General features: G+C 55.2%; 20 protein-coding genes. 7 read left to right on the forward strand and 13 right to left on the reverse strand.

The genetic code is table 11. The features are described 5' to 3' along the window. Window positions 1–79: 79 nt before the first annotated feature. A complete protein-coding gene (locus tag ACORNT_RS02050; protein ID WP_321394667.1) occupies window positions 80–1,189 on the forward strand; it encodes an esterase-like activity of phytase family protein in 1,110 nt (369 codons plus the stop codon). An 83-nt stretch (window positions 1,190–1,272) separates the two neighbouring features. On the opposite strand, the gene rpmB is transcribed toward ACORNT_RS02050, so the two are convergent. The 5 genes from rpmB to arfB all read right to left on the reverse strand — a co-directional run bounded on the left by rpmB (window position 1,273) and on the right by arfB (window position 5,869). Next, entirely contained in the window at window positions 1,273–1,557 is a 285-nt protein-coding gene (rpmB, locus tag ACORNT_RS02055) for a 50S ribosomal protein L28 (protein WP_321394670.1), read from the reverse strand. A gap of 172 nt (window positions 1,558–1,729) precedes the next feature. After that, window positions 1,730–2,698: a methylmalonyl Co-A mutase-associated GTPase MeaB gene (gene meaB / locus ACORNT_RS02060; RefSeq protein ID WP_321394672.1), complete on the reverse strand. Its 969-nt coding sequence runs from the start codon at window positions 2,696–2,698 to the stop codon at window positions 1,730–1,732. Between the two features lie 71 nt (window positions 2,699–2,769). Next, a complete protein-coding gene (locus tag ACORNT_RS02065; RefSeq protein WP_420717530.1) occupies window positions 2,770–4,281 on the reverse strand; it encodes a SulP family inorganic anion transporter in 1,512 nt (503 codons plus the stop codon). A gap of 208 nt (window positions 4,282–4,489) precedes the next feature. Beyond that, entirely contained in the window at window positions 4,490–5,401 is a 912-nt protein-coding gene (gene dmeF / locus ACORNT_RS02070) for a CDF family Co(II)/Ni(II) efflux transporter DmeF (RefSeq protein WP_321394677.1), read from the reverse strand. Window positions 5,402–5,446: 45 nt separating this feature from the next. Then, the gene (gene arfB, locus ACORNT_RS02075) at window positions 5,447–5,869 is read right to left on the reverse strand and encodes an alternative ribosome rescue aminoacyl-tRNA hydrolase ArfB (RefSeq protein ID WP_321394680.1); all 423 of its coding nucleotides are present in this window, start codon (window positions 5,867–5,869) and stop codon (window positions 5,447–5,449) included. Between the two features lie 88 nt (window positions 5,870–5,957). Here arfB and ACORNT_RS02080 point away from each other — a divergent pair, with 88 nt between their 5' ends. Continuing rightward, the gene (locus ACORNT_RS02080) at window positions 5,958–6,239 is read left to right on the forward strand and encodes a type II toxin-antitoxin system RelE/ParE family toxin (RefSeq protein WP_321394683.1); all 282 of its coding nucleotides are present in this window, start codon (window positions 5,958–5,960) and stop codon (window positions 6,237–6,239) included. Between the two features lie 9 nt (window positions 6,240–6,248). Further along, the gene (locus ACORNT_RS02085) at window positions 6,249–6,542 is read left to right on the forward strand and encodes a HigA family addiction module antitoxin (RefSeq protein ID WP_321394685.1); all 294 of its coding nucleotides are present in this window, start codon (window positions 6,249–6,251) and stop codon (window positions 6,540–6,542) included. Here ACORNT_RS02085 and ACORNT_RS02090 read toward each other — a convergent pair. From ACORNT_RS02090 to scpA, 5 genes are all read right to left on the reverse strand, one after another. Continuing rightward, the gene (locus ACORNT_RS02090; RefSeq protein WP_321394688.1) at window positions 6,539–7,012 is read right to left on the reverse strand and encodes a hypothetical protein; all 474 of its coding nucleotides are present in this window, start codon (window positions 7,010–7,012) and stop codon (window positions 6,539–6,541) included. The genes ACORNT_RS02085 and ACORNT_RS02090 overlap by 4 nt on opposite strands. 8 nt (window positions 7,013–7,020) lie before the next feature. Beyond that, window positions 7,021–7,455 carry a DUF2214 family protein gene (locus ACORNT_RS02095; protein ID WP_321394691.1) on the reverse strand — a complete coding sequence of 145 codons (435 nt, stop codon included), beginning with the start codon at window positions 7,453–7,455 and terminating at the stop codon, window positions 7,021–7,023. A 19-nt stretch (window positions 7,456–7,474) separates the two neighbouring features. Next, the gene (locus tag ACORNT_RS02100) at window positions 7,475–7,885 is read right to left on the reverse strand and encodes an LIC_13387 family protein (protein ID WP_321394694.1); all 411 of its coding nucleotides are present in this window, start codon (window positions 7,883–7,885) and stop codon (window positions 7,475–7,477) included. 100 nt (window positions 7,886–7,985) lie between these two features. Beyond that, window positions 7,986–8,888 (reverse strand): hypothetical protein, encoded by a 903-nt coding sequence (locus ACORNT_RS02105; RefSeq protein ID WP_321394697.1) that lies wholly within the window; start codon window positions 8,886–8,888, stop codon window positions 7,986–7,988. Between the two features lie 94 nt (window positions 8,889–8,982). Further along, window positions 8,983–11,133, reverse strand: a complete 2,151-nt coding sequence (gene scpA, locus ACORNT_RS02110; RefSeq protein ID WP_321394700.1) for a methylmalonyl-CoA mutase — start codon at window positions 11,131–11,133, stop codon at window positions 8,983–8,985. Between the two features lie 229 nt (window positions 11,134–11,362). Between scpA and ACORNT_RS02115 the strand changes: the two genes are divergently transcribed. Both ACORNT_RS02115 and ACORNT_RS02120 read left to right on the forward strand, forming a co-directional pair. Then, on the forward strand, window positions 11,363–13,099 hold the full coding sequence (locus tag ACORNT_RS02115) for a DUF885 domain-containing protein (RefSeq protein ID WP_321394703.1): 1,737 nt from the start codon (window positions 11,363–11,365) through the stop codon (window positions 13,097–13,099). Window positions 13,100–13,112: 13 nt separating this feature from the next. Next, window positions 13,113–14,864 carry a DUF885 domain-containing protein gene (locus ACORNT_RS02120; RefSeq protein WP_321394706.1) on the forward strand — a complete coding sequence of 584 codons (1,752 nt, stop codon included), beginning with the start codon at window positions 13,113–13,115 and terminating at the stop codon, window positions 14,862–14,864. A gap of 15 nt (window positions 14,865–14,879) precedes the next feature. Here the strand turns inward: ACORNT_RS02120 and ACORNT_RS02125 are convergent, their stop codons facing one another. Then, on the reverse strand, window positions 14,880–15,233 hold the full coding sequence (locus ACORNT_RS02125; protein WP_321394708.1) for an MmcQ/YjbR family DNA-binding protein: 354 nt from the start codon (window positions 15,231–15,233) through the stop codon (window positions 14,880–14,882). A gap of 273 nt (window positions 15,234–15,506) precedes the next feature. Between ACORNT_RS02125 and ACORNT_RS02130 the strand changes: the two genes are divergently transcribed. Both ACORNT_RS02130 and ACORNT_RS02135 read left to right on the forward strand, forming a co-directional pair. Then, window positions 15,507–16,907: a DEAD/DEAH box helicase gene (locus ACORNT_RS02130; protein WP_321394710.1), complete on the forward strand. Its 1,401-nt coding sequence runs from the start codon at window positions 15,507–15,509 to the stop codon at window positions 16,905–16,907. Between the two features lie 43 nt (window positions 16,908–16,950). Then, window positions 16,951–18,081, forward strand: coding sequence for an NAD(P)/FAD-dependent oxidoreductase (locus tag ACORNT_RS02135; protein WP_420717531.1), 1,131 nt, complete (start codon window positions 16,951–16,953; stop codon window positions 18,079–18,081). Between the two features lie 12 nt (window positions 18,082–18,093). Here ACORNT_RS02135 and ACORNT_RS02140 read toward each other — a convergent pair whose 3' ends face one another. Together ACORNT_RS02140 and rbbA are read right to left on the reverse strand one after the other, a co-directional pair. Further along, a complete protein-coding gene (locus tag ACORNT_RS02140; RefSeq protein ID WP_321394717.1) occupies window positions 18,094–19,218 on the reverse strand; it encodes an ABC transporter permease in 1,125 nt (374 codons plus the stop codon). A 1-nt stretch (window position 19,219) separates the two neighbouring features. Beyond that, complete coding sequence (rbbA, locus tag ACORNT_RS02145; protein WP_321394720.1) at window positions 19,220–21,961, reverse strand: ribosome-associated ATPase/putative transporter RbbA; 2,742 nt, start codon at window positions 21,959–21,961, stop codon at window positions 19,220–19,222. Between the last annotated feature and the right edge of the window lies 1 nt (window position 21,962).

Consider the following 21,962-nt stretch of genomic DNA (forward strand, 5'->3'; position numbering starts at 1 on the left):
ACTTTACGGATTTTGGAAATAATCAAGTTTAAGTGATTTAAGTGGATTTTTCAGCGGGATTATGGGATTAGCATCTACTATGACATCAAGCAGTTTTATCAGGCAGTTCGGATTACTTGTCGCAGGGGTTCTTTGTTCCCTTCCGCATCTCTCCCTGTCAGATTCCCTTCCCGCGCCGACAAAGGCTCAGGGCCTGCCCCTCGAATTTACTCTTATTCCATTGAATCACAAGAATACTTCCGAGAATAAGGCCGGCGAGCTCACCTACCTGGGCGGCCTTCAGCTTTCCAGTAACAACTATACATTTGGCGGCATATCCGGTTTTGTCGTGAGCCCCGGCGGGGAAAAAATACTGGCGGTATCTGACCGCGGATACTGGTTTCTGGCTGATGTAGAATACGAGAACGGACAATTGATTGGTCTGCAAAACGGGAAAACGAGCCCGATCGCGGACGAAAAAGGCGAAAAAACCCTCGGCCGGCATAGTGATGCCGAAGCCGTTACCCTTGTCGACAGTGCCGGTCTTGTAGTGTCTTTTGAAAATGACCACAGGTTGCGATATTATCAGGCAAGTTCAAAACTGGATTTTGAGTCGATTCTGGAATCGAATGCCCAGGTGATCAGCTTTGCGCCGGATCTTTCCCCCGCCCTCCAGGAATTGCCCCGGAATCTTGGCGTTGAAGCTCTTACCACCATGACGGACGGACGACTGCTGGCGATCTCGGAAGCTGCCCTGGAAAGTCGCAACAACGGCATGGCCAAGGCCTGGATTGTCGGCCGTGGATCAGCCCTTCCCCTGTCCTATGAACTGACCGACCTGTACCGTCCCACAGACATGGCGACTCTTCCCAATGGCGACATTCTGGTACTGGAACGGCATTTCTCGCTGGCAAAAGGCATGGCCAGCCGGCTTCGCCGCATCAAATCCACTGATATTCAGGAAGGTACCGTTCTCAGGGGCGAGGTCATCGCCTGCATGGAGTTTCCCTATAATATCGACAATATGGAAGCCTTGGCAGTGCGCCGGAACGAAGCCGGCGAGACGATCATCTATATGATGTCCGACAACAACTATAACCCGCTGCAGCGTAACCTGCTGATGATGTTCCGCCTTGATGAACCACAAGAGCCGAAAACGCCGGAACAACAGATCGCGCACAGCATGGGATTAACCGCCGGCAGCCGATAGCCGTTCAAATTTTCAAATCAGGCCATAAAAAAAGCCGCTGAAACAGCGGCTTTTGATAATTCTGTATTTGTTAAGCAGAGGGCTTAGCTAGCAGCCTTCTTCTTGATCTGTGTTTTCAGGCGACGGGCCTTGATGGACAGGTTTTCATCCCGTGATTTCAGCAGGAAGTTATCCAGACCGCCGTTATGTTCAACAGAACGCAGGGCGTGAGTGGAAATCCGCAGGCTGACGGACTGACCCAGAGCATCGCTCAACAGAGTTGCCTTGGTCAGGTTGGGCAGAAAACGACGGCGTGATTTATTCATGGCGTGGCTCACATTGTTACCACTCATCACACCTTTACCGGTCAGTTCACATACGCGTGACATTGCTTTGTCCTTGTTTCTATACGTTATCTATCCGGGCCGTCACCAATAATTCCGGAGAATCGCCAGGAGGCCCTGCAAAACTTGAAAGCGGTATATAGGAGATTGGCCATATCACGTCAAGCTATATCCTTCAGGAAGCGAAAAAAAACGCCCTCCGCCTGTTGCCAGGGATTTATCCGGCCAGAAAGGCTTCCAGAAGCTCCATCGCGGCGGCCGTCGGCGGCTTTTCACCGGCCCTTACCGCCTGTTCTGTCTCGGCAAGCCGCTCCGGCAGATGTTCCCGGAACCGGTCGACCAGCTGGTCATGGATTTCCGACCACATCCAGGACACCGCCTGCTCGGCCCGGTTGGCCGCAAGTTCGCCGCTTTCGTCCAGCGTTTCCCGATATTGTCCGATGACCTGCCAGATATCCTCCAGCCCCTTGTTTTTCAGGGCCGAGGCCAGGCAGACACGAGCCGTCCAGTTAGGGCTTTTCGGCCGCATCAGATGCAGGGCCAGGGTATAGTCGGCCGCCGCCCGTTTGGCCGCTGCCTCCAGGTCCCCGTCGGCCTTGTTGACAATGACAAGGTCGGCAAGCTCCATGATGCCCCGCTTGATGCCCTGCAGGTCATCGCCGCCGCCGGGCGACAGCAACAGCAGGAACATGTCGACCATTTCCGCCACCGCCACTTCCGACTGACCGACGCCGACCGTCTCGATCAGGATCACGTCATATCCCGCCGCCTCACACATCAGCAGGGCCTCCCGGGTCCGGCGCGCCACACCGCCGAGGCTGCCGCCGGACGGGGATGGCCTGATAAAGGCTTTCGGATTGCGACTTAAGCTCTCCATACGGGTCTTGTCGCCGAGGATGGAACCACCATTGAGGGTCGAGGACGGGTCGATGGCCAGCACTGCCACCTTCAGGCCCTGTTCGGTGAGGTAGGTGCCGAAGGCCTCGATAAAGGTGGATTTACCGACGCCCGGTGTGCCGGTAAAACCGAGCCGGATGGCGCCGCCCGTATGGGGCAGCAGGGCGGTCAGGAGCTTCTGGGCCTCGGCCTGGTGATCTGCGCGGGTGGATTCAGACAGGGTAATGCCCTTGGCCAGCGCCCGGCGCTGTCCCTGCAATATTCCATCTTTCAAACTGTCAATGTCCATAGATCAATCCTTAACTCTCTAACGATTTTAAGGAGTTACGACAGCAATGTACAGGGGATTCATGGCAGTGATCAGGACTTTTCGGGTTCCGCTTCTTCCTCTTCGGGATAATCCACGGCAATACCATAATGGGGATCCTCGATCACGGACACCTCCATGAATTTACCGGCGCGGGTCAGAAGCTTCTGGCAGTCCGGGCTGAGGTGGCGCAGGTGCAGTTTCTTGCCGGCCTTTTCATATTTTTCCGCCATGCTGTCGATGGCCTGCAGGGCGGAATGATCCACGACCCGGCTGCTGATAAAATCGACAATCACATCGTCCGGGTCCCGGGCCGGATCAAACAGCGCATTAAAACTTTCCACAGAGCCGAAAAACAGCGGCCCGCTCAGCAGATAGACCTTGCTGCCGCGGTCATCAATCTGGGTTCTGGCGTCAATCCGTTTTGACACCTGCCAGGCATAGACCAGGGCAGAGACAATCACACCGGCAATCACCGCCATGGCAAGGTCGCTGACCACCGTAATACCGGTCACCAGCAGCAGGACAAAGGCATCCGCCCGCGGGATCACCATCAGGATTTTAAAAGTGGTCCAGGCAAAGGTCCCAATCACCACCATGAACATGACGCCGACAAGCGCGGCCAGCGGAATCTGTTCAATCAGGCCGGAAGCAAACAGGATAAAAATCAGAAGGGATACGGCAGCGGTAATGCCGCTGAGCCGATGACGTCCGCCCGAGTTCAGGTTAATGATGCTCTGGCCGATCATGGCGCAACCGCCCATGCCGCCGAAGAACCCGGTCACTACATTGGCCGCGCCCTGTGCCACGCATTCCTTGCTGGCGCCGCCTTTTTTATCCAGCATTTCATTGGCCAAATTCAGGGTCAGCAGCGATTCAATCAGGCCGATGGCCGCCAGAATCAGCGAATAAGGCAGGATGATCTCGAACGTTTCCAGGTTGAGCGGCACCATGGGGATATGGAAATCAGGCAGCCCCCCGGCGATGGAAGCCATGTCGCCGACCCGCGGCACATCCAGGTCAAGCCCGATCACCACGGCGCTGACGCCGACAATGGCGGCCAGCGGAGCGGGCACGAATTTGGTAATCTTCGGCATGAAATGAATGATGAACATGGTCAGCACTACCAGCCCCAGCATCATCATCAGCGGCATGCCGGTCATCCAGACTTTCTCGCCAAGTTCGTTGCTGACCTTGAACTGCCCCATCTGGGCCAGGAAAATCACGATGGCCAGGCCGTTGACGAAGCCCAGCATCACCGGATGGGGGATCATGCGGATGAATTTGCCCAGCCGGAAAATACCGGCCATGATCTGGAAAATGCCCATCAGTACCACCGTGGCGAACAGATATTCCACACCGTGATCGGCCACCAGCGCCACCATCACCACCGCCAGCGCACCGGTGGCGCCGGAAATCATGCCCGGGCGGCCGCCGAAGACCGCAGTAATCAACCCGACCAGAAAGGCCGCATAGAGCCCGACCAGCGGATTAACCCCGGCGACAAAGGCAAAGGCGACCGCTTCCGGCACCAAAGCCAGAGCCACGGTCAGGCCGGAAAAAATTTCGGTCTTGGCCTGTCCGAGGGAAAGGCCATGAAAAAGAGACGGTTTTTTGCCGCCGGTGGCTTCGGTTGCACTGTTCACGATATACCCTGTCCGGCCTGTCCGGCCTTTAACTTGCGGCCGCATCCGGCGGCCCTGATCAGCGGCCTACATAGAACAATTCATGCTGCGTCGCAACCGTTTCACCGGAAATTCATCGAACCTGTGTCTAGGCTTCGTACTGATGCACCTCGATGGTGACATGATCGAGGCCGTGAATATGGGGCAGCAGGGCCCGGTAATGCTCCGGCGCCTGCGGCGACCGGGAGACGATGGATAATATGGCGACCTTTTTATGCGGACTCACCTGCCACAGATGCAGGTCCACCACCTGGTCCTCGCTGTCGCCTTCGATGGCCTCGATGATTTTCGCCCGGAGGCTCGGGTCCTCGGTCCGGTCGAGCAACACATGGCCGGTCTCTTTCATCAGGCCCCAGGCCCATTTGCTGATGATGATGGCGCCGACAATACCCATCAGCGGATCCATCCACACCCAGCCCAGCGATTTGCCGGCGAACAGGGCGATGATGGCCAGCACCGAGGTCAGGGCATCGGCCAGCACATGCATATAGGCGGCCCTTAAATTGTGATCTTCCGCATGATGATGATCATGCCCGTGGTCATGGTGATGGTGACTGTCCTTCAGCATCCAGGCGCTGACCAGATTGACGATCAGGCCGATCACCGCCACCATGATGGCCTCGTCAAACCTGATAGCCTGTGGCGTGATCAGGCGGGAGACGGATTCAACCACCATCAGCAGCGCGACAATGCCCAGCACGATGGCGCTGGTGTAACCGCCGAGGAAACCGACTTTGCCGGTGCCGAAACTGAACTGGACGTTGGCGGCATGTTTGCGGGCATAACCGTAAGCAAACAGGGTAATGCCCAGCGCCGCCGCATGGGTGCCCATATGCAGACCGTCGGCCAGCAGGGCCATGGAGCCGAACATGATCCCGGCGGCAATTTCCACCACCATCATGAAGACGGTGAGCAGAATGACCCGGAAGGTGCTCTGTTCCCCCTTCAGATTTTCAAGATGAAAGTCATGCTCCGGCTGCCAGCGTTCAAGATTATCCATACGTCTGCAACTACCCTGTTCTTTTTTCGCTATGAAGACTCGTTTTTAATCGTTCCGGCCGACCTTGGCACGCATTTTTTTGATCGCGCCCTGTTTCTTCTTGCCCTCGACCCGGCGCGCCCTGGCCGCACGGGAAGGTTTGGTGGGCCGGCGCGTTTTCGGCACAATGGTGGCCTCACGGATCAGAGCCACAAGCCTTTCAAGGGCCAGTTCCCGGTTGCGGGCCTGGCTGCGGGTATCATGGACGGAAATCACCAGCACCCCTTCCTTGGTCATACGCTGGCCGGCGAGGGTTCTGAGCCGGGCGAACAGGGCCGGGTAAATGGCCGGAGAATTTTTGGCGTCAAAGCGCAACTGCACCCCGGTCGAGACCTTGTTCACATTCTGCCCGCCGGGACCGGGCGAACGGATGAACTGCTCCTCGATCTCGTCGTCTTCGATATGGATGTGGGTCGTTACTTCAATCATGGCGCCACTTTATCAGGTGGACGATGGATGTCAAAAGGGACAAAATAATATCGATTGACAATACTATCGATATGCGATATTATATCGTATGATCAGGGGGTTCAAAGATAAGCAGACGGAGCGCGTCTTTCACCGGCAGTTCACCAAGAAGCTGCCCCAAGACCTGCACCGCCTTGCCTATCGGAAACTGCTGCTGATCCATGCAGTTTCCGACGTCAATGAGCTGCGCATCCCGCCGGGCAACCGGCTGGAACAGCTGAAAGGCGGGCGGTCCGGACAATACAGCATCCGCATCAATGACCAGTGGCGCATCTGTTTTGTCTGGCGGGACGGCAACGCCCATAATGTGGAAATTTGTGATTATCATTAGGACGGACAAATGAAGAAGATCGAGCCCATTCATCCCGGTGAAATCCTGCAGCAGGAGTTTCTGACCCCTATGGGGCTCAGCGCCTATGCGCTGGCCAAGGCCACCGGTATGACCCAGACCCGCCTGTCTGAAATCCTCAAAGGCAGGCGCGCCGTCACCGCTGACACCGCCCTGCGCCTGGCCCGGGCCTTCAATATGTCCGCCGACTTCTGGATGAACCTGCAGATGCATTATGACCTGGAAGTGGCGCGGGATGAAGTGGGTAAGAAGATCGAGGAGGAAGTGAAGGTTGTCGCGGCTTAAACAACTTTATCTTTAAAAACCTTATATAAATCACAATGAGCTCGCTGTAATTTATCTATGCATTTTTCCTGCCATTCTTCCCATCTTTTTGCATCGTCTGACTGCAACCATTCAAGGTTGTTTTCTTCTAAAGCATAAGCTTTTACCTCCTCGCCTTCCAGCCACATACTTGCTTCAGATTCAATTTCATAGAGCCAATCTTGCACGCAAGAATCAAATAAGAAGTCGGCTAATGCAGCAGATTCTAGAAAATCTTCAAACACCCCCTGCCGGACTCCTCCTGTACTATCAATATCTCGCAACAACCTTTTTGTATTGAGGTATACTTTGAGTTTACCAGAACTTGCCTCCCTCTTCTCCCTATTTAAACTTAATTGCCACTGCTGATAAGCAATATAAGCAACACTAATCGCTACTATGGGGCTTAACAAAGCTGTTAATATTTCAATTGCTTGCTTAATAATATCCATTATATCCCCTACCCCATCACCCCGTATCCCCGGGCCATGAGGACCGCAAGGAGGGGGAGCAGGAAGTACAGCAGTAGCTCCAGCCGGATCGCCATGATCATTTTGCGCGGCACCTGAATTGTGTCCCCGGTCATCTTCCGGCTTTTCAGGAAAAAGAAGGTGGGCCAGAGGGAGAGCACCCCGATCAGCACAAACACACCGAGCTTGAGGTGGAAAATCCAGTTGCCGAGATAATAATCCGCATTGCCGACCACGAACCACAGGGCAAGACCCGCCAGCAACACGATCCCGGCGCTGAGGCCATAGAGCGCATCAATAACGGCAATCCGCCGCATCTCGGTCACGGTCATTTCGGACTTGAGCAGCAGATGTTCGGCCGTGAGCGTTGCTCCCACCCCGATGATGCCGAGGAAATGAAAATAGCGGATAAAGACATCTTCCATAGCGGCCCCCTGTTGCCTGTCAGAGATGAAGCATGACCGCCGCAGCCCCGAAACACAAGGTTGAAATCAAAATGCCCGTAAAGGGTATCCTGAACCAGTAGGCGCGGGCAAGGCCAAGATAACACAGGCTGAGCACCAGCGGCAGCAGGGAGAACCACAGACTTCCCCGGATCAGATCCATATGCCAAAGCGCCAGCGTAATATAGATCGCCGCCACGAACAGGGCGCCAAGGCTGTGGCTGGCGTTAAAACCGATCCAGGCCTTCCACACCGTGGTCTCCCGGGTCAGGCGCAGGGTCGAGCCCTTCATGGCCTCGATGGCCGCGGGCTCATAGGGATCAAGCCGATGGCCAAAGAAAGTATAAAACAGATGCACCGCCCCCAGCAGCCCAAGGATCGCCGCCCCGACAACGATAAGTATCTGTTCCATGAAGGGCCCCATATATCTGTTAAATATACTGGCAGAGTACACCAACAGACTCAAGATTCCAAGACAGACATGAGTAGCTATCGCCAATCCAAGCCAATTCTTAACTGTCAAATTTACCTGACACATATCTTTCTTGAAAGTTTACCAAAGAACGATTCTTTTTGGTCAGTTCAACCCTCACATTGTCCCAATCTAGAAATAGTGATAACTCCTCGTATAGAATTGGCTCCGCAGGAGAATGGACTAAATAAATTGTGTTAACATTCTTCGACACCAGATCTGCATAATCTGCTAGAGCTACCTGGACAAGTTCCCTCGATCTATCGAGCTTTAAAGAAATTAACTCACGTACCTTAGTATGAATTCTACTTATGCATCCAATATACACTCTTGCAGCATAACGAAGTTCTACATTATCCGACATTTCCTCAATAACCCCCTTCTTGAAATTATCATCATTCAGAAGCATTTCTTTAGAGGTAAAAAGTTTCATATGAACCTGCTTGTGCCCGTCCTCATCTGCTTTGACACCCCCCTTCAAGTTATGGATAGGCAGTCCATGATGTTGAACATAATTCCTTAGAGCTTCCATGAATCTATATTCAAAGTTGTCATCAAACTCTTCAGATTTGTATTTCTGCAACGTCCTTTTTACATCGCAATTCTCAGGTACACATTTCATTACTTCTTGAACGACCTGATCTAGATACAACCTAGAGGATGTAAGAAAATTTACTAATCTTCGATTTAGTTCTAGGCGAACATTAAACTGATCCAGATAGGAGCTGCCGAATATGTTTCCGCCAATCATATCGTCGGTAAGTAGACTTAGGTACTGCTTCTCAAATTCAATAAAATTTGAGAGCAGAAGCTCATATTTCTCCTCTATCCACAAACCAGAGAATAACGCCCTTCTCGCGGATTTGAGATTATTAAATTTACTCTCTGTCAGCTCTAGTTTCGGATGTCGGTCAATTTGAAGACCAACAATAAAATATTCCATCTGTGTCTCTGGGGTATTAAGTTGCAATTGAGCTAAAAAACTTTACCACAAGAAACATCAACAACCCAGAATATACATTCTGCTGCTAAATAGCTTATTTCCCTTCAAGCTTGTCGAGGATTTCGGCGGCGGCCTTGGGGATATTGGTGCCGGGACCGAAGATGGCAGCGCAACCGGCCTTGTACAGAAAATCATAATCCTGCTGCGGAATCACGCCGCCACAGGACACCAGGATATCCTCCGCCCCTTCTTTCTTGAGCTCCGCAATCAGGGCCGGGACCAGGGTCTTGTGCCCGGCGGCGAGGCTTGAGACGCCGATGATATGCACGTCATTTTCAATGGCCTGGCGGGCGGCCTCCTCAGGGGTCTGGAACAAGGGCCCCACATCCACGTCAAAGCCGATGTCCGCAAAGGCGGTGGCCACCACCTTGGCGCCGCGGTCATGGCCGTCCTGGCCCATTTTGACCACCATCATGCGGGGCCGGCGGCCTTCACGCTCGGCAAATTCCTCGACCCGTTTCTGGATAGCCTGGAAACCTTCATCGCCCTCATAGGCGGCGCCGTAAACACCGGAGATGGAGTGGACTTCGGCCTTGTGACGATCAAATATTTTTTCCATGGCGTCTGAAATCTCCCCGAGCGAGGCGCGGGCGCGGGCGGCGTCCACGGCCTTCTCCAGAAGATTGTCACCGCTTTTGGCCGCCTCTGTCAAGGCCTCGAGCGCGGCCCGGCATTTGACCTCGTCCCGGGTTTCGCGCATTTTCTCCAGGCGGGCAATCTGAGACTCACGCACGGCCGCATTATCCACATCCAGGATCTCGATGGGGTCTTCCTTCTGGAGCCGGTATTTATTGACGCCGACCACCACTTCCTCGCCCTTGTCGATGCGGGCCTGCTTGCGGGCGGCAGCTTCCTCGATCTTCATTTTCGGCAGGCCGGCTTCGACCGCCTTGGTCATGCCGCCCATTTCTTCCACTTCCCAGATCAGCTTCCAGGCATCCTGGACCAGGTCGTTGGTCAGGCTTTCGATGTAATAAGACCCGCCAAGCGGATCGACCACATTGCAGATGCCGGTTTCTTCCTGCAGCACCAGCTGGGTATTGCGGGCGATGCGGGCAGAGAAATCAGTTGGCAGGGCAATGGCTTCATCCAGCGCATTGGTATGCAGCGACTGGGTGCCGCCGAGCGCCGCGGCCATGGCTTCGACCGTGGTGCGGATCACATTGTTGTAAGGATCTTTTTCCGTCAGCGACACGCCGGAGGTTTGGCAGTGGGTGCGCAGCATCAGGCTTTTCGGGTCTTTGGCCCCGAAGTTTTCCATGATCTGGGCCCAGATGGTGCGGGCCGCCCGCAGCTTAGCCACTTCCATGAAGAAATTCATACCGATGGCGAAGAAGAAGCTCAGCCGCGGGGCAAAGCTGTCCACGTCAAGTCCCTTGGCCTGGGCGGCGCGGACATATTCCATACCGTCGGCCAGGGTAAAGGCCAATTCCTGAAGCTGGGTCGCGCCTGCTTCCTGCATGTGATAGCCGGAAATGGAAATGCTGTTAAAGCGCGGCATTTTTGTCGACGTATATTCAATGATGTCGCCAATAATGCGCATGCTCGGTTCCGGCGGATAGATATAGGTGTTGCGGACCATGAATTCCTTGAGGATGTCGTTCTGGATGGTGCCGGAGAGCTGTTCCGGTTTCACCCCCTGCTCCTCGGCGGCGACAATGTAGAAAGCCATGCAGGGAATCACCGCCCCGTTCATGGTCATGGACACGGACATTTCATCAAGCGGAATCTGGTCGAACAGGATTTTCATGTCCTCGACGGAATCAATGGCCACACCGGCCTTGCCCACATCGCCGACCACCCGCGGATGATCGCTGTCATAACCCCGGTGAGTGGCGAGGTCGAAGGCCACGGACAGGCCCTTCTGCCCGGCCGCCAGGTTGCGGCGGTAAAAGGCGTTGGATTCCTCGGCGGTGGAGAAACCGGCATATTGCCGCACAGTCCAGGGACGGCCCGCATACATGCTGGCCCGCACGCCACGGGTAAAGGGGGCAAACCCCGGCAGGAAGGTCTGGTCTTCGGCCAGATGGGGAATGTCCGCCAGATCCCCGGCTGTATAGAGCGCCTTGACGTCAATGCCTTCGGGTGTATGCCAGACGATATCGTCGGCCGTCTTGCCGCGCAGTTCCTTCGAAACCAGGTTCTGCCAGTCGGTAATGCCTTTGGTCTTTTTCGTGTCGCTCATGTTTCGTCCCGGGGTCCCGTTTGTGCCGCTTAGATATGAGTCAGGGGCACACCTCAATGAAAAATGTTACTCATGAGTAAGGTATTTATCCCATTCCCCCACGCAAGGCAATAAATCTTTTGTCGAGGGCCGGAAATTTTGGAGTCAAAATCGTATACAATCAGTCCGATGTCCATTATCCTGAGCCTCAAAAGAAACCGTACCTGATATAATAACACACATGGGGATCATGATGTCTTTCCGTACTGTCGTTTTCAGTCTGATCATTTTTGTTTTTTCAATTCCGTCCGCCCTCGCCGATGCAGGCGCCGATTTCCACCGGCTTCTGGACAAGCACTGGCAAAAGACCAATGAAGAACAGGTCTATTTCCATACCGATCCCGACGGCTGGAAGCCGGACGGGAAACTGGCTGATATGTCGAACGCGGGGTTCGATCGTCGCCGCGCCTTTAATGACAAGACCCTGGCGGAGCTGGCGAAAATCCCCATGGACAAGCTGTCCGCCGAGGAACAGGTCAGCTACCGCCTGTTTAAATATGAGCGGGAACTGGAAAAAGAAAGCTACACAACCCAGGACCGCTATTTCCCTGTCAACTACCTCAGCGCCTGGTTCAGCTATTTCGGCGAGGCCCCGGCCAACATGGCCTTCCTGAACCGCACCGATTACGACAACTTCCTTGTCAGTCTTGACGACTATCCCCGTTTCAACCGGGAAAATATGGATCTTTTGCGGGCGGGCGTCAAAGCCGACTATACCCAGTATTGCGGCAGTTTCCAGGATTATCACAAAAACATCAGCAATTATATCACCGACAAGCCGGAAGAAAGCCCGCTGTTCGCGCCGTTCAAAAAATTCCCGGCCACCTTCCCGGACAAATTGAAACAGGAACTGGCGGACAAGGCGAAAAAACTGATCGCAGGGAAAGTCACCCCGGCCTACCAGGAACTTTATGATTTCTGGACCAAAGATTATATGCCCCATTGCCGCAAGGAAGCCGGTGTTTCATCCCTGCCGGGCGGTGCGGACTATTACGCCTGGGCCATCCGCTTCTATACCACCACAGACATGACCGCCGAGGAAATCCACAAGCTGGGCCTCAGCGAGGTCAAGCGCATCCGGTCCGAAATGGACGCCATCATCAAAAAAGTGGGCTTCAAGGGCAGCTATAAGGAGTTCCTTGAATTCCTGCGCAGCGACGATCGTTTTTATGCGTCGGATGAACAGGACCTGATGGAAAAAACCGCCTGGATCAACATGAAGATGTACGGCCAGCTGCCCTATCTGTTCGGCAAACTGCCGCGCAACACCTTCATCCTCAAGAGCACGAAAGATCGCGGCACCTTCTACATGCCGCCGCCGGACAACCGTACCCCCGGCACCTATTTCCTGAGTATAAAGTCCCTGCACGACCAGCCGCTGTACAGCCTGGAAGCACTCAGCCTGCATGAAGGCGTGCCGGGGCATCACCTGCAGACCGCCCTCGCCATGGAAGCTGATGTACCGCCGTTCCGCCGTACACTTAATCACAATGCCTATACGGAAGGCTGGGGCCTTTATTCAGAAAAGCTTGGCCTCGAGGCCGGCTTCTACGAAGACCCCTACAGCGATTTTGGCCGCCTGAGCAATGAAATCTGGCGCGCCTACCGGCTGGTGGTCGACACCGGCATCCACGCCATGGGCTGGAGCCGGGAGAAGGCCATCAAGCTGCTTGAGGACAATACGGCATTGAGCGAGACGGAAGCCGCCGGCCAGATTGACCGTTATATTTCCTGGCCGGCGCAGGCGCTGTCCTACAAGATCGGCGAACTGAAGCTTCTGGAGCTGCGCTACCGGGCGGAAAAGGCGCTCGGCGAAGATTTCGACATCCGGGCGTTCCATGATGTAATCCTCGGCGACGGTTCCCTGCCGCTCAGCATGCTTGAGGAAATTGTCGACGAGTGGATCAAAAACCAGACTAAAAAATAGAAGGGGATATAGCATGAAAATGAAAACTGCATTTTCCGTCCTGTTGCTGGCTGGCGCCCTCGCCCTGCCCGCGGCAGCGGACGAGACAAAAGACTTCCATAAAATACTGGACGACAGCTGGGAACAGGCCCTGAAGGAATATCCGACTTTCGCCAGCGACCTGGGCGACAGGCGCTATAATGACCGGCTGACCACCGCCTCCCTCAAGGATCACGATCGTCGCAACACCTATGCGAAAAAGATCCTCGCCCGCCTCGACAAGATTGATGTGGACCAGCTGAGCGAGGAAGACCGGATCAATTACCAGCTGTTCCGCACCGAGGTGGAACGGGATCTTGAGGCCTTCAGCTTCAAAAGTTATCTGTTCAACATCACCAACCGGGGCGGCTGGCATATGAATTTCGCCCGCCTGCCCAGCCTGCTCAGTTTCACAAAAGAACAGGACTATCGGGATTATATTTCCCGGCTGAAGGATTATCCGCGCCTGAATGCGGAAAATATGGAGGTCATGAAAGAGGCGATCAAGCAGGGCTTCATCCATGCCTGTGCCTCCATGGAAGGCTATGAAACCTCCATTTCCAGCCATATTGTCAAAGACGCAGAGAAAAGCGCCCTCTATGCACCCTTTGCAAAAATGCCGGACAGCATTCCTGCCACGGCTCAGGAAAAGCTCCGCACTGAAGCCAAACAATCCATCATGGACAAGGTGGTCCCGGCTTTCCAGGCTTTCTATGAGTTCTATACGGAAGACTATGCGCCCAACTGCATGAAGGAAGTAGGCGCCCTGCACTGGCCAAACGGCAAGGCCTATTACGAACACCGGGTGCGCCAGTTCACTACCACCGACATGACGCCGCAGCAGGTTCACGACCGGGGCATGAGCGAGGTCAAACGGATCCGCAGCGAGATGATGGACATCATCAGGGAAGTGGAGTTTGACGGCGGCTTGCAGGAGTTTATCAATTTCCTGCGTACCGACCCGCAGTTCTATGCCAAGACACCTGAAGAACTGATCGGCAAGGCCAGCACCATCGCCAAGAAAATGGACGGGGAACTGCCCAAACTGTTCGGCCATCTGCCGCGCCAGCCTTACGGCATAGCGGTGATCCCGGCCGATATCGCGGAAAAAACCACAACCGCTTATTATATGCCAGGGGCACCGGACGGCAGCCGGGCGGGTTTTTACTTCGTCAACACCTCAAAACTGGACAGTCGTCCGCTCTATACCCTGGAATCCCTGACCCTGCATGAGGCGGTGCCGGGCCATCACCTGCAGATCGCGCTGGCCAGCGAAACCGACCTACCCAACTTCCGCCGGTATGGCGGTTATACGGTGTTTGTGGAAGGCTGGGGCCTCTATGCTGAACGGCTGGGCCTGGAAGTGGGTTTCTACCAGGATCCCTACAGCAGTTTCGGCCGCCTGAGTTACGAGATGTGGCGGGCCCTGCGCCTGGTGGTGGATACGGGCATGCATTATCTCGGCTGGACCCGCCAGCAGGCCATTGACTTCATGGCCGAAAATTCAGCCCTTAGCCTGCATAACATCACCGCCGAGGTGGATCGTTATATCACCTGGCCCGGTCAGGCGCTGGCCTACAAGACCGGCGAGCTGAAAATCCGGGAACTGCGCGCAAAGGCCGAGAAGGAACTGGGGGCGGACTTCGACCTCCGGGCGTTCCATGATGAAATCCTGCGCCACGGGGCAGTGCCACTGTCGGTGCTGGAAAATATCGTCACCGACTGGATCAAAAAGCGGAAAAGCTGATCCAAACTTAATCCCTCAAAGGCCCAGTTCGTTCCGCTGGGCCTTTGTCAGTTTACCCCTGATGATGTCATAGGCGTCGGTGATATGCAGGCGGATATCTTCGTCATTCATGGCTTCGGGTGTAGCAAGCTGCACCCATTTGGCCTTGGCGAGATAGGGCGCCGGGACAATGCCGTCCTTTTCGCACAAGACTTCATACGCCAGATCGGAACATTTGAAGCTGATTTTCTGCTCCTCGCCGTCCCCCCAGATGGAACAGACGGCAAAAATCCTGCCGCCCACCTTCCAGACCGAGCTGTTGCCCCACTGAACCACATTGTCGGTCGCCTTCAGCGTTCCGCAGAACTGGTCGAATTCATCACGTGTCATTTTTATTCCTTCAAAATTGAAGGGATTCTCCTGCAAAACGGGACTCGAAACAAGCATTATAAAATATCTATATTCAGGGAAGCACCGATTTCCCTTGACTTTGTGCACTGCAACGGCCATATGAAGCCCATGACCGCCGTGCTGACATGTGCACGGCCTTTTTTGTATCCGCCGTGAAAGCAGGAAATACCTGCCAGACCAGTCAAATTGTTATTGGGTATCATCGCGGAAGTTCGTCAGGCAACTGACATAATTGGCGCGAAAGGAATACCCGTGACCTCAACTACCCCATCGGCATTTGCCGACCTGGGCCTTGACGGCCCTTTGCTTAAGAATATTGCCCGCGAGGGTTTTGACACTCCTACACCGATTCAGACAAGTGCCATCCCCCTTCTTCTGGAAGGCCGGGACATGATCGGCCTGGCGCAGACAGGTGGCGGTAAAACCGCAGCCTTTGGCCTGCCGACCCTGTTTCGATTGAGTGAAACAGCCGCTCATCGCCGGCCAAACAGCCCGCGCGCCGTAATCCTGGCGCCGACCCGCGAACTGGCCAAACAGATTGCCGACAGCCTGCTGCCCTTTAACAAGGGACTTGGCCTGAGACAGACGGCCATCTTTGGTGGTGCGCCAATGGGCAAACAGATCGGCCTGCTGCGTCAGGGCGTTGATATCCTCGTCGCCACACCCGGCCGCCTGCTTGATCATAAAAAACGCGGTACCGTCAAATTTGACGATGTGGAAATTTTCATCCTTGATGAAGCCGACCGCATGCTCGACATGGGCTTTATCCATGATGTGAAGGATATCTCGGCAAGCCTGCCTGCCGAACACCAGACCATTCTGTTTTCCGCCACCATGACCCCCAATGTGAAAAAGCTGACCAGCCAGATCCTGACCAATCCCGCCTATGTGGAAATGCCTCAGGAAAGCGCCGTCGCCGACAATATCACTCACAAGGTTATGTTCCTGGACGGCAAAAACAAACGCGCCCTGCTGAACGCTGTGCTGGAACGGGAAAACCCCGGCCAGGCCATTATTTTCGCCAAGACCAAGGCCGGTGCTGACAAGCTCGCCCTTGCCCTGTCCGGCGACGAATATAACACCGCCTCCATTCATGGCGACAAGCACCAGTCCATGCGTGAAAAAATCCTGCGCCGGTTCCGCAGCGGATCCATCAGATTGCTGGTGGCCACCGATGTGGCGGCCCGCGGCATTGACGTGCCGGGTATTGACATGGTGATCAACTACGATCTGCCGATGGAACCTGAAAACTATGTTCACCGGGTTGGCCGGACCGGCCGTAACGGCGAAAGCGGACAGGCCATTTCCTTCTGCGACAGTCGGGACAAGGGCCTGCTGAATCAGATCGAAAGACAGATCGACCAGAAAATCGAAGTAGACCAGGATCACAAATTCCATGTAGAAGTCAGGGAAGAAAAATCATCCCGCGGCTACAAGGGACGTGGCGGTAACGGCGGCAAACCTGGACAGGGCAAACGCCCCGGACAGGGCAGAAGCTTCAAGGGTCCGAAGGGAGCGCCGCTGGAAAGCCGTCGCCGGAAACCTGACGGAAACAAGGGCACCGGCCCCAACAAGACTGGTGCAGCCAATGGAAAAAACAAATTTGTCAAATCCAGAAAACCGGCCGGCGCTTCAAGACGACAGGCTGCCTGAACAGTTTGATGCCATTATCATCGGGGCCGGCGCTGCCGGCCTCATGTGCGCCATAGAGGCAGGCAAGCGCGGCCGCCGGGTCCTGCTTCTGGACCATGCGAAGAAACCCGCCGAAAAAATCCGTATCTCCGGTGGCGGCCGATGTAATTTCACCAACATCCATGCCGCCCCGGAAAATTATATTTCCCAAAATCCCCGTTTCTGTGTGTCCGCCCTGCGCCGCTACCGGCCGCAGGATTTCATTGACCTTGTCGATCGTTACCAGATCAGATGGCATGAAAAAAACCTGGGCCAGCTATTCTGCGACAACAGCGCCAAAGACATCATCGACATGCTGCTCAGGGAATGTGACCTGACCGGTGTCACCCTGCTGACCGGTTGTGAAATCGAAGAGATCAGCAAAACCGGGGACCAGTTTTCCCTGACCACCTCCAAAGGATACTTTCACAGCACCAGCCTTGTGATCGCCAGCGGCGGTCCGTCAATCCCGAAAATGGGCGCCAGTTCCTTCGGTTATAAAATCGCCCGACAGTTCGGCCTCAATGTCATCGAGCCCCGGGCCGGACTGGTGCCGCTGACCTTTTCAGGGCCGCTGAAGGAAAAACTGGCAATCCTTGCCGGCGTTTCCGTCAACGCCGAAGTCCGTTTCGGAAAGACAACGTTCCGGGAAGCCCTGCTCTTTACCCACCGGGGCTTAAGCGGTCCGGCCATCCTGCAGATCTCCAGCTACTGGCGGGAGGGAGAGCCGGTCTGCATCAATATGCTGCCGGACACTGATATACTGGCCCTTCTCAAGGAAACCAAGGAAAGTTCTCCCCGGCTGGAACTGTCAACGGTTCTGGCCGATCACCTGCCGAAACGGCTCGCCCGCTTTATCTGTGAGGAAACTGGAATTGACGGCCGGCTCGCCGACCTGAGCCACAAGAAACTGGCGGAAGTCGCCACAATGATCAACGACTGGTCGGTCCTGCCCAATGGCACCGAAGGATATCGCACAGCGGAAGTCACCGTCGGCGGCGTCGATACGGACGAACTGTCGTCCAAAACCTTCGAGGCTAAAAAAGCCCAAGGGCTTTATTTTATCGGCGAAGTGGTCGATGTGACCGGCCATCTCGGCGGCTATAACTTCCAGTGGGCCTGGGCCTCGGGCCATGCCTGCGGCCAGACGGTCTAAATGCCGATCTGATTATTTCCCCACATCCATCGACCGGCGAAACAGCACCAGGCTGAGGCCGAAAAAGAAAATTCCCATGACGCCCACAATCAGGAATTCGGGCCAGACCACATCCAGGCCCGCATCCCTGAGCAGAATAGACTGTGAAAAGCTGACATAATGGCGGGACGGCAGGAAAAAGGTGATATTCTGCATCCAGTCAGGCTGGTTTTCCACCGGTGTCTTGCCGCCGGACAGGAGCATCATGGGCAGGATCATGAGGATGGTCAGAAGACCGAGCTGGGGCATGCTGCGGACAATGGTGCCGATAAACACCCCGAAGGCCGTGGCAAAAAACAGAAAAATGGTGGTGCCGCAAAGATAGAGCGGCACCGACCCCGCCACCGGCACCGAAAGAACTTCGCGAATCACCAGCAGAATGGCAAAAGTCACCCCGAGCAGAATGACCAGACCATTTGCCCAGACTTTGGACAGGACGATTTCCATGGGGGTGAGCGGCATCACCATCAGATGCTCGATAGTGCCGTGTTCCCGCTCCCGGATCAGGGCCGCCCCGGTCAGAATGACGGTCAGCATCACCACCTTGTCGATTACCGAGGCAAGGCTGGTGAACCACATTGAAATGGCGTTGGGATTGAAGGCCATATGACTGACCAGCTTGACCGGCGGCTTGATCCCTTCCGGCGTGCCAAGGACAAAATTTGCCACCTCGGCATTGATCAGTTCCTGCAGATAACCCGCCCCCTTGCCCGCCTGGTTCACGGCGGTGGCGTCCACATCCACAAGAATTTCCGAGTCCCGGCCCGCCAGGATATCCTGTTCGAAACCCTTGGGAATGTTAAGGACAAACATATAGTCGCCGTCATCCATTCCTTTCACTGCCTCCGGCGCGCTGACCAAAACCGGGGTCCGGAAAAAAGGTTTCGGTACTGCGTCCATGATTTGCTTGGACAGGCGGGACTGGTCCTCATCCACAACCGCAATGGAAGCATTATGAACCTGACCGGTAATGCCGGTGGCTTCCACATAGATTGCCAGGGTAAAGGAATAGATCACAAGGATCAGCAGCACCAGGTCCCGCTTCAGGCTGAACAGTTCCTTGACGCCGAGCCAGAAGATATGCCGAAGCTTGTTCATATCATTTCTCCTGCTTTTTCATGGCGATAACCGCCAGAAAAAGGAACACGGGTATATAAAGTGACAAACGAACCAGATCCGGCACCAGAGCCTCCAGCGACAGGGCCTTGGTAAAAGCCCCGACCCCCAGATGCAGGAATTTACCTGCCGGCCAGAGGTTTCCCATAAGTTCGGCCCGTCCCTCAAGGGTGGAAACGGGTTGTGTCAGACCGGAAAACTGGATCGTCGGCATGATCGCCAGAATGGCTGTGGCGAAAATGGCGGCGATCTGGCTGCGGACAAAAGCAGAAATCATCAGGCCGAACCCGGTCGTCACGGTCACATAGAGCAGGCTGCCGACAAGATAGGCCGCAAGGCTGCCCTTGATCGGCACCTGAAACATAAACAGCGCCATCATCAGCAGAAACAGGGCATTGATGTAAAAGATGATGATATAGGGCAACTGCTTGCCAAGCAGGAATTCAAGACGGGTGACCGGTGTCACATAGAAGTTATTGATGCTGCCCAGTTCCTTTTCCCGCACCACACTGACCGCCATGAGAATCGCCGGAATCATGAACAACAGTATGGTGGGAATGGCCGGCACCATGGCATATATGCTTTCAAATGACGGGTTATAACTGTAACGGATCACAATATCCACCGGCAGTTGCTGCAGCGGTTCGCCGGTTGTCCGGCGGCTGTAATCATCCAGATAGGCCCGGTGCAGCCCCTGGACATATCCCTTGATGGTTTCGGCCTGGTCCGGCATGGCCCCGTCGATCCATGCCGCCACTTCCGGCTTTTTGCCCTGACTGAGATTTCGACCGAAATCGGGCGGGATTTCCACCACCAGCGAGGCCTTGTTACCCTGCAGCAGAGCTTCCGCGTCCTGTGCACTGTAAATCCTGTCAACTTCCCGGAAATAGCGCGATCCACGGAACTGTTCCACATAGGCCCGGCTTTCCGGCGAATTATCCAGATCAAGCGCCGCATAGCGCAGATTATTCACATCAGAGGAAATGCCATAGCCGAACACGATATAGAGCAGGGCTGTCCCCCCGAAAGCAAAAGCCAGCCGGATCGGGTCCCGTATAATCTCCAGATATTCCCGGTAACTGTATGCCAGAAGACGCGACAGGCGGAAGAAACCCTGCTTCTTGGGCTGTACGGGTTCCGCCTCTGCTTCCACGCCCGCAATTTCCTCAATTTCTGGTGTCTGCTCCCCGACAGTTTCCCGGATATAGCCAATGAAGGCTTCCTCAAAATCCTCTGTATTTCTCGCCTGCATCAGGCGTTCCGGTGTATCACAGGCCAGCACCTTGCCATCATGCATCAGCGAGACCCGGTCGCAACGCAGGGCCTCGTTCATGAAATGAGTGGAGATAAAAATGGTCACATTGCGGTTTCGCGACAGGTCGACCAGAAGTTTCCAGAATTCGTCGCGGGCGATAGGATCCACGCCGGAAGTGGGTTCATCGAGGATCAGCATTTCCGGCTCGTGAATAACCGCCACCGCCAGGGACAGCCGCTGGCGCACACCAAGCGGCAGCGCCTCGGTCAGATCATCCAGATGCTTTTCCAGCGTGAAGCGGGCAACCAGGTCCTTTATACGTTCTTCAATTTCCCGATCCGGGAGATTGAACAGGCGGCCATGCAGCACCAGATTCTGGCGTACCGTCAGTTCCCGGTAAAGGGAAAAGGACTGGGACATATAGCCGACCCGTTCACGGGTCTTCATGTCTCCGCCGTTGACCCTGCTGCCGAAAAGGAAAGCTTCCCCTTCCGACGCCGGCAAAAGTCCGGTCAGCATTTTCATGGTGGTGGTCTTGCCGCAACCGTTGGAGCCGAGAAAACCGAAAATCTCCCCCCGTTCAATCTCGAAACTGACATCGCTGACGGCGGTAAAGTCCCCGAAACGACGGGTCAGATGACGGGCTTCGATCGCAACATCGCCATCCTTGCTGTCCAGCGGCGGGATCACCAGCTTTTGTTTACGGCTTTCCTCCAGTCCGGGAAGAAGCCGGACAAAGGTATCCTCCAGAGTATCGCAGCCGGTCTGTGTCTTCAGGTCGGAAGGCGTTCCGGCGGCCAGAACCTCGCCGTCATTCATGGCCACCAGCCAGTCGAAACGCTCAGCTTCGTCCATATAGGCGGTGGAAACCAAGACGCTCATACCCGGACTGGCCGCACGGATTTCATCAATCAGGAGCCAGAACTGTTGCCGACTGAGCGGATCCACACCGGTGGTCGGTTCATCCAGGATCAGAAGGGCCGGATCATGGACAAGGGCACAGCAGAGCCCCAGTTTCTGCTTCATGCCGCCGGACAACTTCCCGGCCGGACGGCGTTTAAACGGCAGCAGGCCGGTCGCCCGCAGTAACCGGTCGATGCGGCTGGTCCGTTCCTTTTTTGTCAGGCCGAACAGCCGGGCGAAAAACTGCAGGTTCTCGTGGATGCTGAGATCCATGTAAAGGTTTTTGCCCAACCCCTGCGGCATATAGGCGATATGGGGATAAACTTTGTTTCGGTGCTTTTCCGACGTCATATCCCCGTCCAGCACATTCACCGTTCCCTGTTGCAGCTTGCGGGCGCCTGACACCAGCCCCATCAGCGTGGATTTACCCACACCGTCCGGCCCGATCAGGCCCACCATGCAGCCGGCAGGAAGGGAAAGGGAAATATCCTTCAGGGCATATTTGCCGCCGTAACGGTGGTTGACCCCGGTCAGTTCAGCGACAAATGTTTCCGCTGTTCCGGTCACC

This window comes from Emcibacter sp. (assembly GCF_963675455.1).
In the GTDB taxonomy this organism is placed as follows: domain Bacteria; phylum Pseudomonadota; class Alphaproteobacteria; order Sphingomonadales; family Emcibacteraceae; genus Emcibacter.

What these genes read in the sequence shown, in the direction of transcription:
- arfB (WP_321394680.1), bottom strand. Translation starts at nt 5,869, where the DNA reads ATGATTGAAGTAACGACCCACATCCATATCGAAGACGACGAGATCGAG.
- scpA (WP_321394700.1), bottom strand. Translation starts at nt 11,133, where the DNA reads ATGAGCGACACGAAAAAGACCAAAGGCATTACCGACTGGCAGAACCTG.
- ACORNT_RS02140 (WP_321394717.1), bottom strand. Translation starts at nt 19,218, where the DNA reads ATGAACAAGCTTCGGCATATCTTCTGGCTCGGCGTCAAGGAACTGTTC.
- ACORNT_RS02120 (WP_321394706.1), top strand. Translation starts at nt 13,113, where the DNA reads ATGAAAATGAAAACTGCATTTTCCGTCCTGTTGCTGGCTGGCGCCCTC.
- ACORNT_RS02050 (WP_321394667.1), top strand. Translation starts at nt 80, where the DNA reads ATGACATCAAGCAGTTTTATCAGGCAGTTCGGATTACTTGTCGCAGGG.
- ACORNT_RS02115 (WP_321394703.1), top strand. Translation starts at nt 11,363, where the DNA reads ATGATGTCTTTCCGTACTGTCGTTTTCAGTCTGATCATTTTTGTTTTT.
- dmeF (WP_321394677.1), bottom strand. Translation starts at nt 5,401, where the DNA reads ATGGATAATCTTGAACGCTGGCAGCCGGAGCATGACTTTCATCTTGAA.
- ACORNT_RS02105 (WP_321394697.1), bottom strand. Translation starts at nt 8,888, where the DNA reads ATGGAATATTTTATTGTTGGTCTTCAAATTGACCGACATCCGAAACTA.
- rpmB (WP_321394670.1), bottom strand. Translation starts at nt 1,557, where the DNA reads ATGTCACGCGTATGTGAACTGACCGGTAAAGGTGTGATGAGTGGTAAC.
- ACORNT_RS02100 (WP_321394694.1), bottom strand. Translation starts at nt 7,885, where the DNA reads ATGGAACAGATACTTATCGTTGTCGGGGCGGCGATCCTTGGGCTGCTG.
- ACORNT_RS02095 (WP_321394691.1), bottom strand. Translation starts at nt 7,455, where the DNA reads ATGGAAGATGTCTTTATCCGCTATTTTCATTTCCTCGGCATCATCGGG.
- ACORNT_RS02125 (WP_321394708.1), bottom strand. Translation starts at nt 15,233, where the DNA reads ATGACACGTGATGAATTCGACCAGTTCTGCGGAACGCTGAAGGCGACC.
- ACORNT_RS02090 (WP_321394688.1), bottom strand. Translation starts at nt 7,012, where the DNA reads ATGGATATTATTAAGCAAGCAATTGAAATATTAACAGCTTTGTTAAGC.
- ACORNT_RS02085 (WP_321394685.1), top strand. Translation starts at nt 6,249, where the DNA reads ATGAAGAAGATCGAGCCCATTCATCCCGGTGAAATCCTGCAGCAGGAG.
- ACORNT_RS02080 (WP_321394683.1), top strand. Translation starts at nt 5,958, where the DNA reads ATGATCAGGGGGTTCAAAGATAAGCAGACGGAGCGCGTCTTTCACCGG.
- ACORNT_RS02135 (WP_420717531.1), top strand. Translation starts at nt 16,951, where the DNA reads ATGTGCGCCATAGAGGCAGGCAAGCGCGGCCGCCGGGTCCTGCTTCTG.
- meaB (WP_321394672.1), bottom strand. Translation starts at nt 2,698, where the DNA reads ATGGACATTGACAGTTTGAAAGATGGAATATTGCAGGGACAGCGCCGG.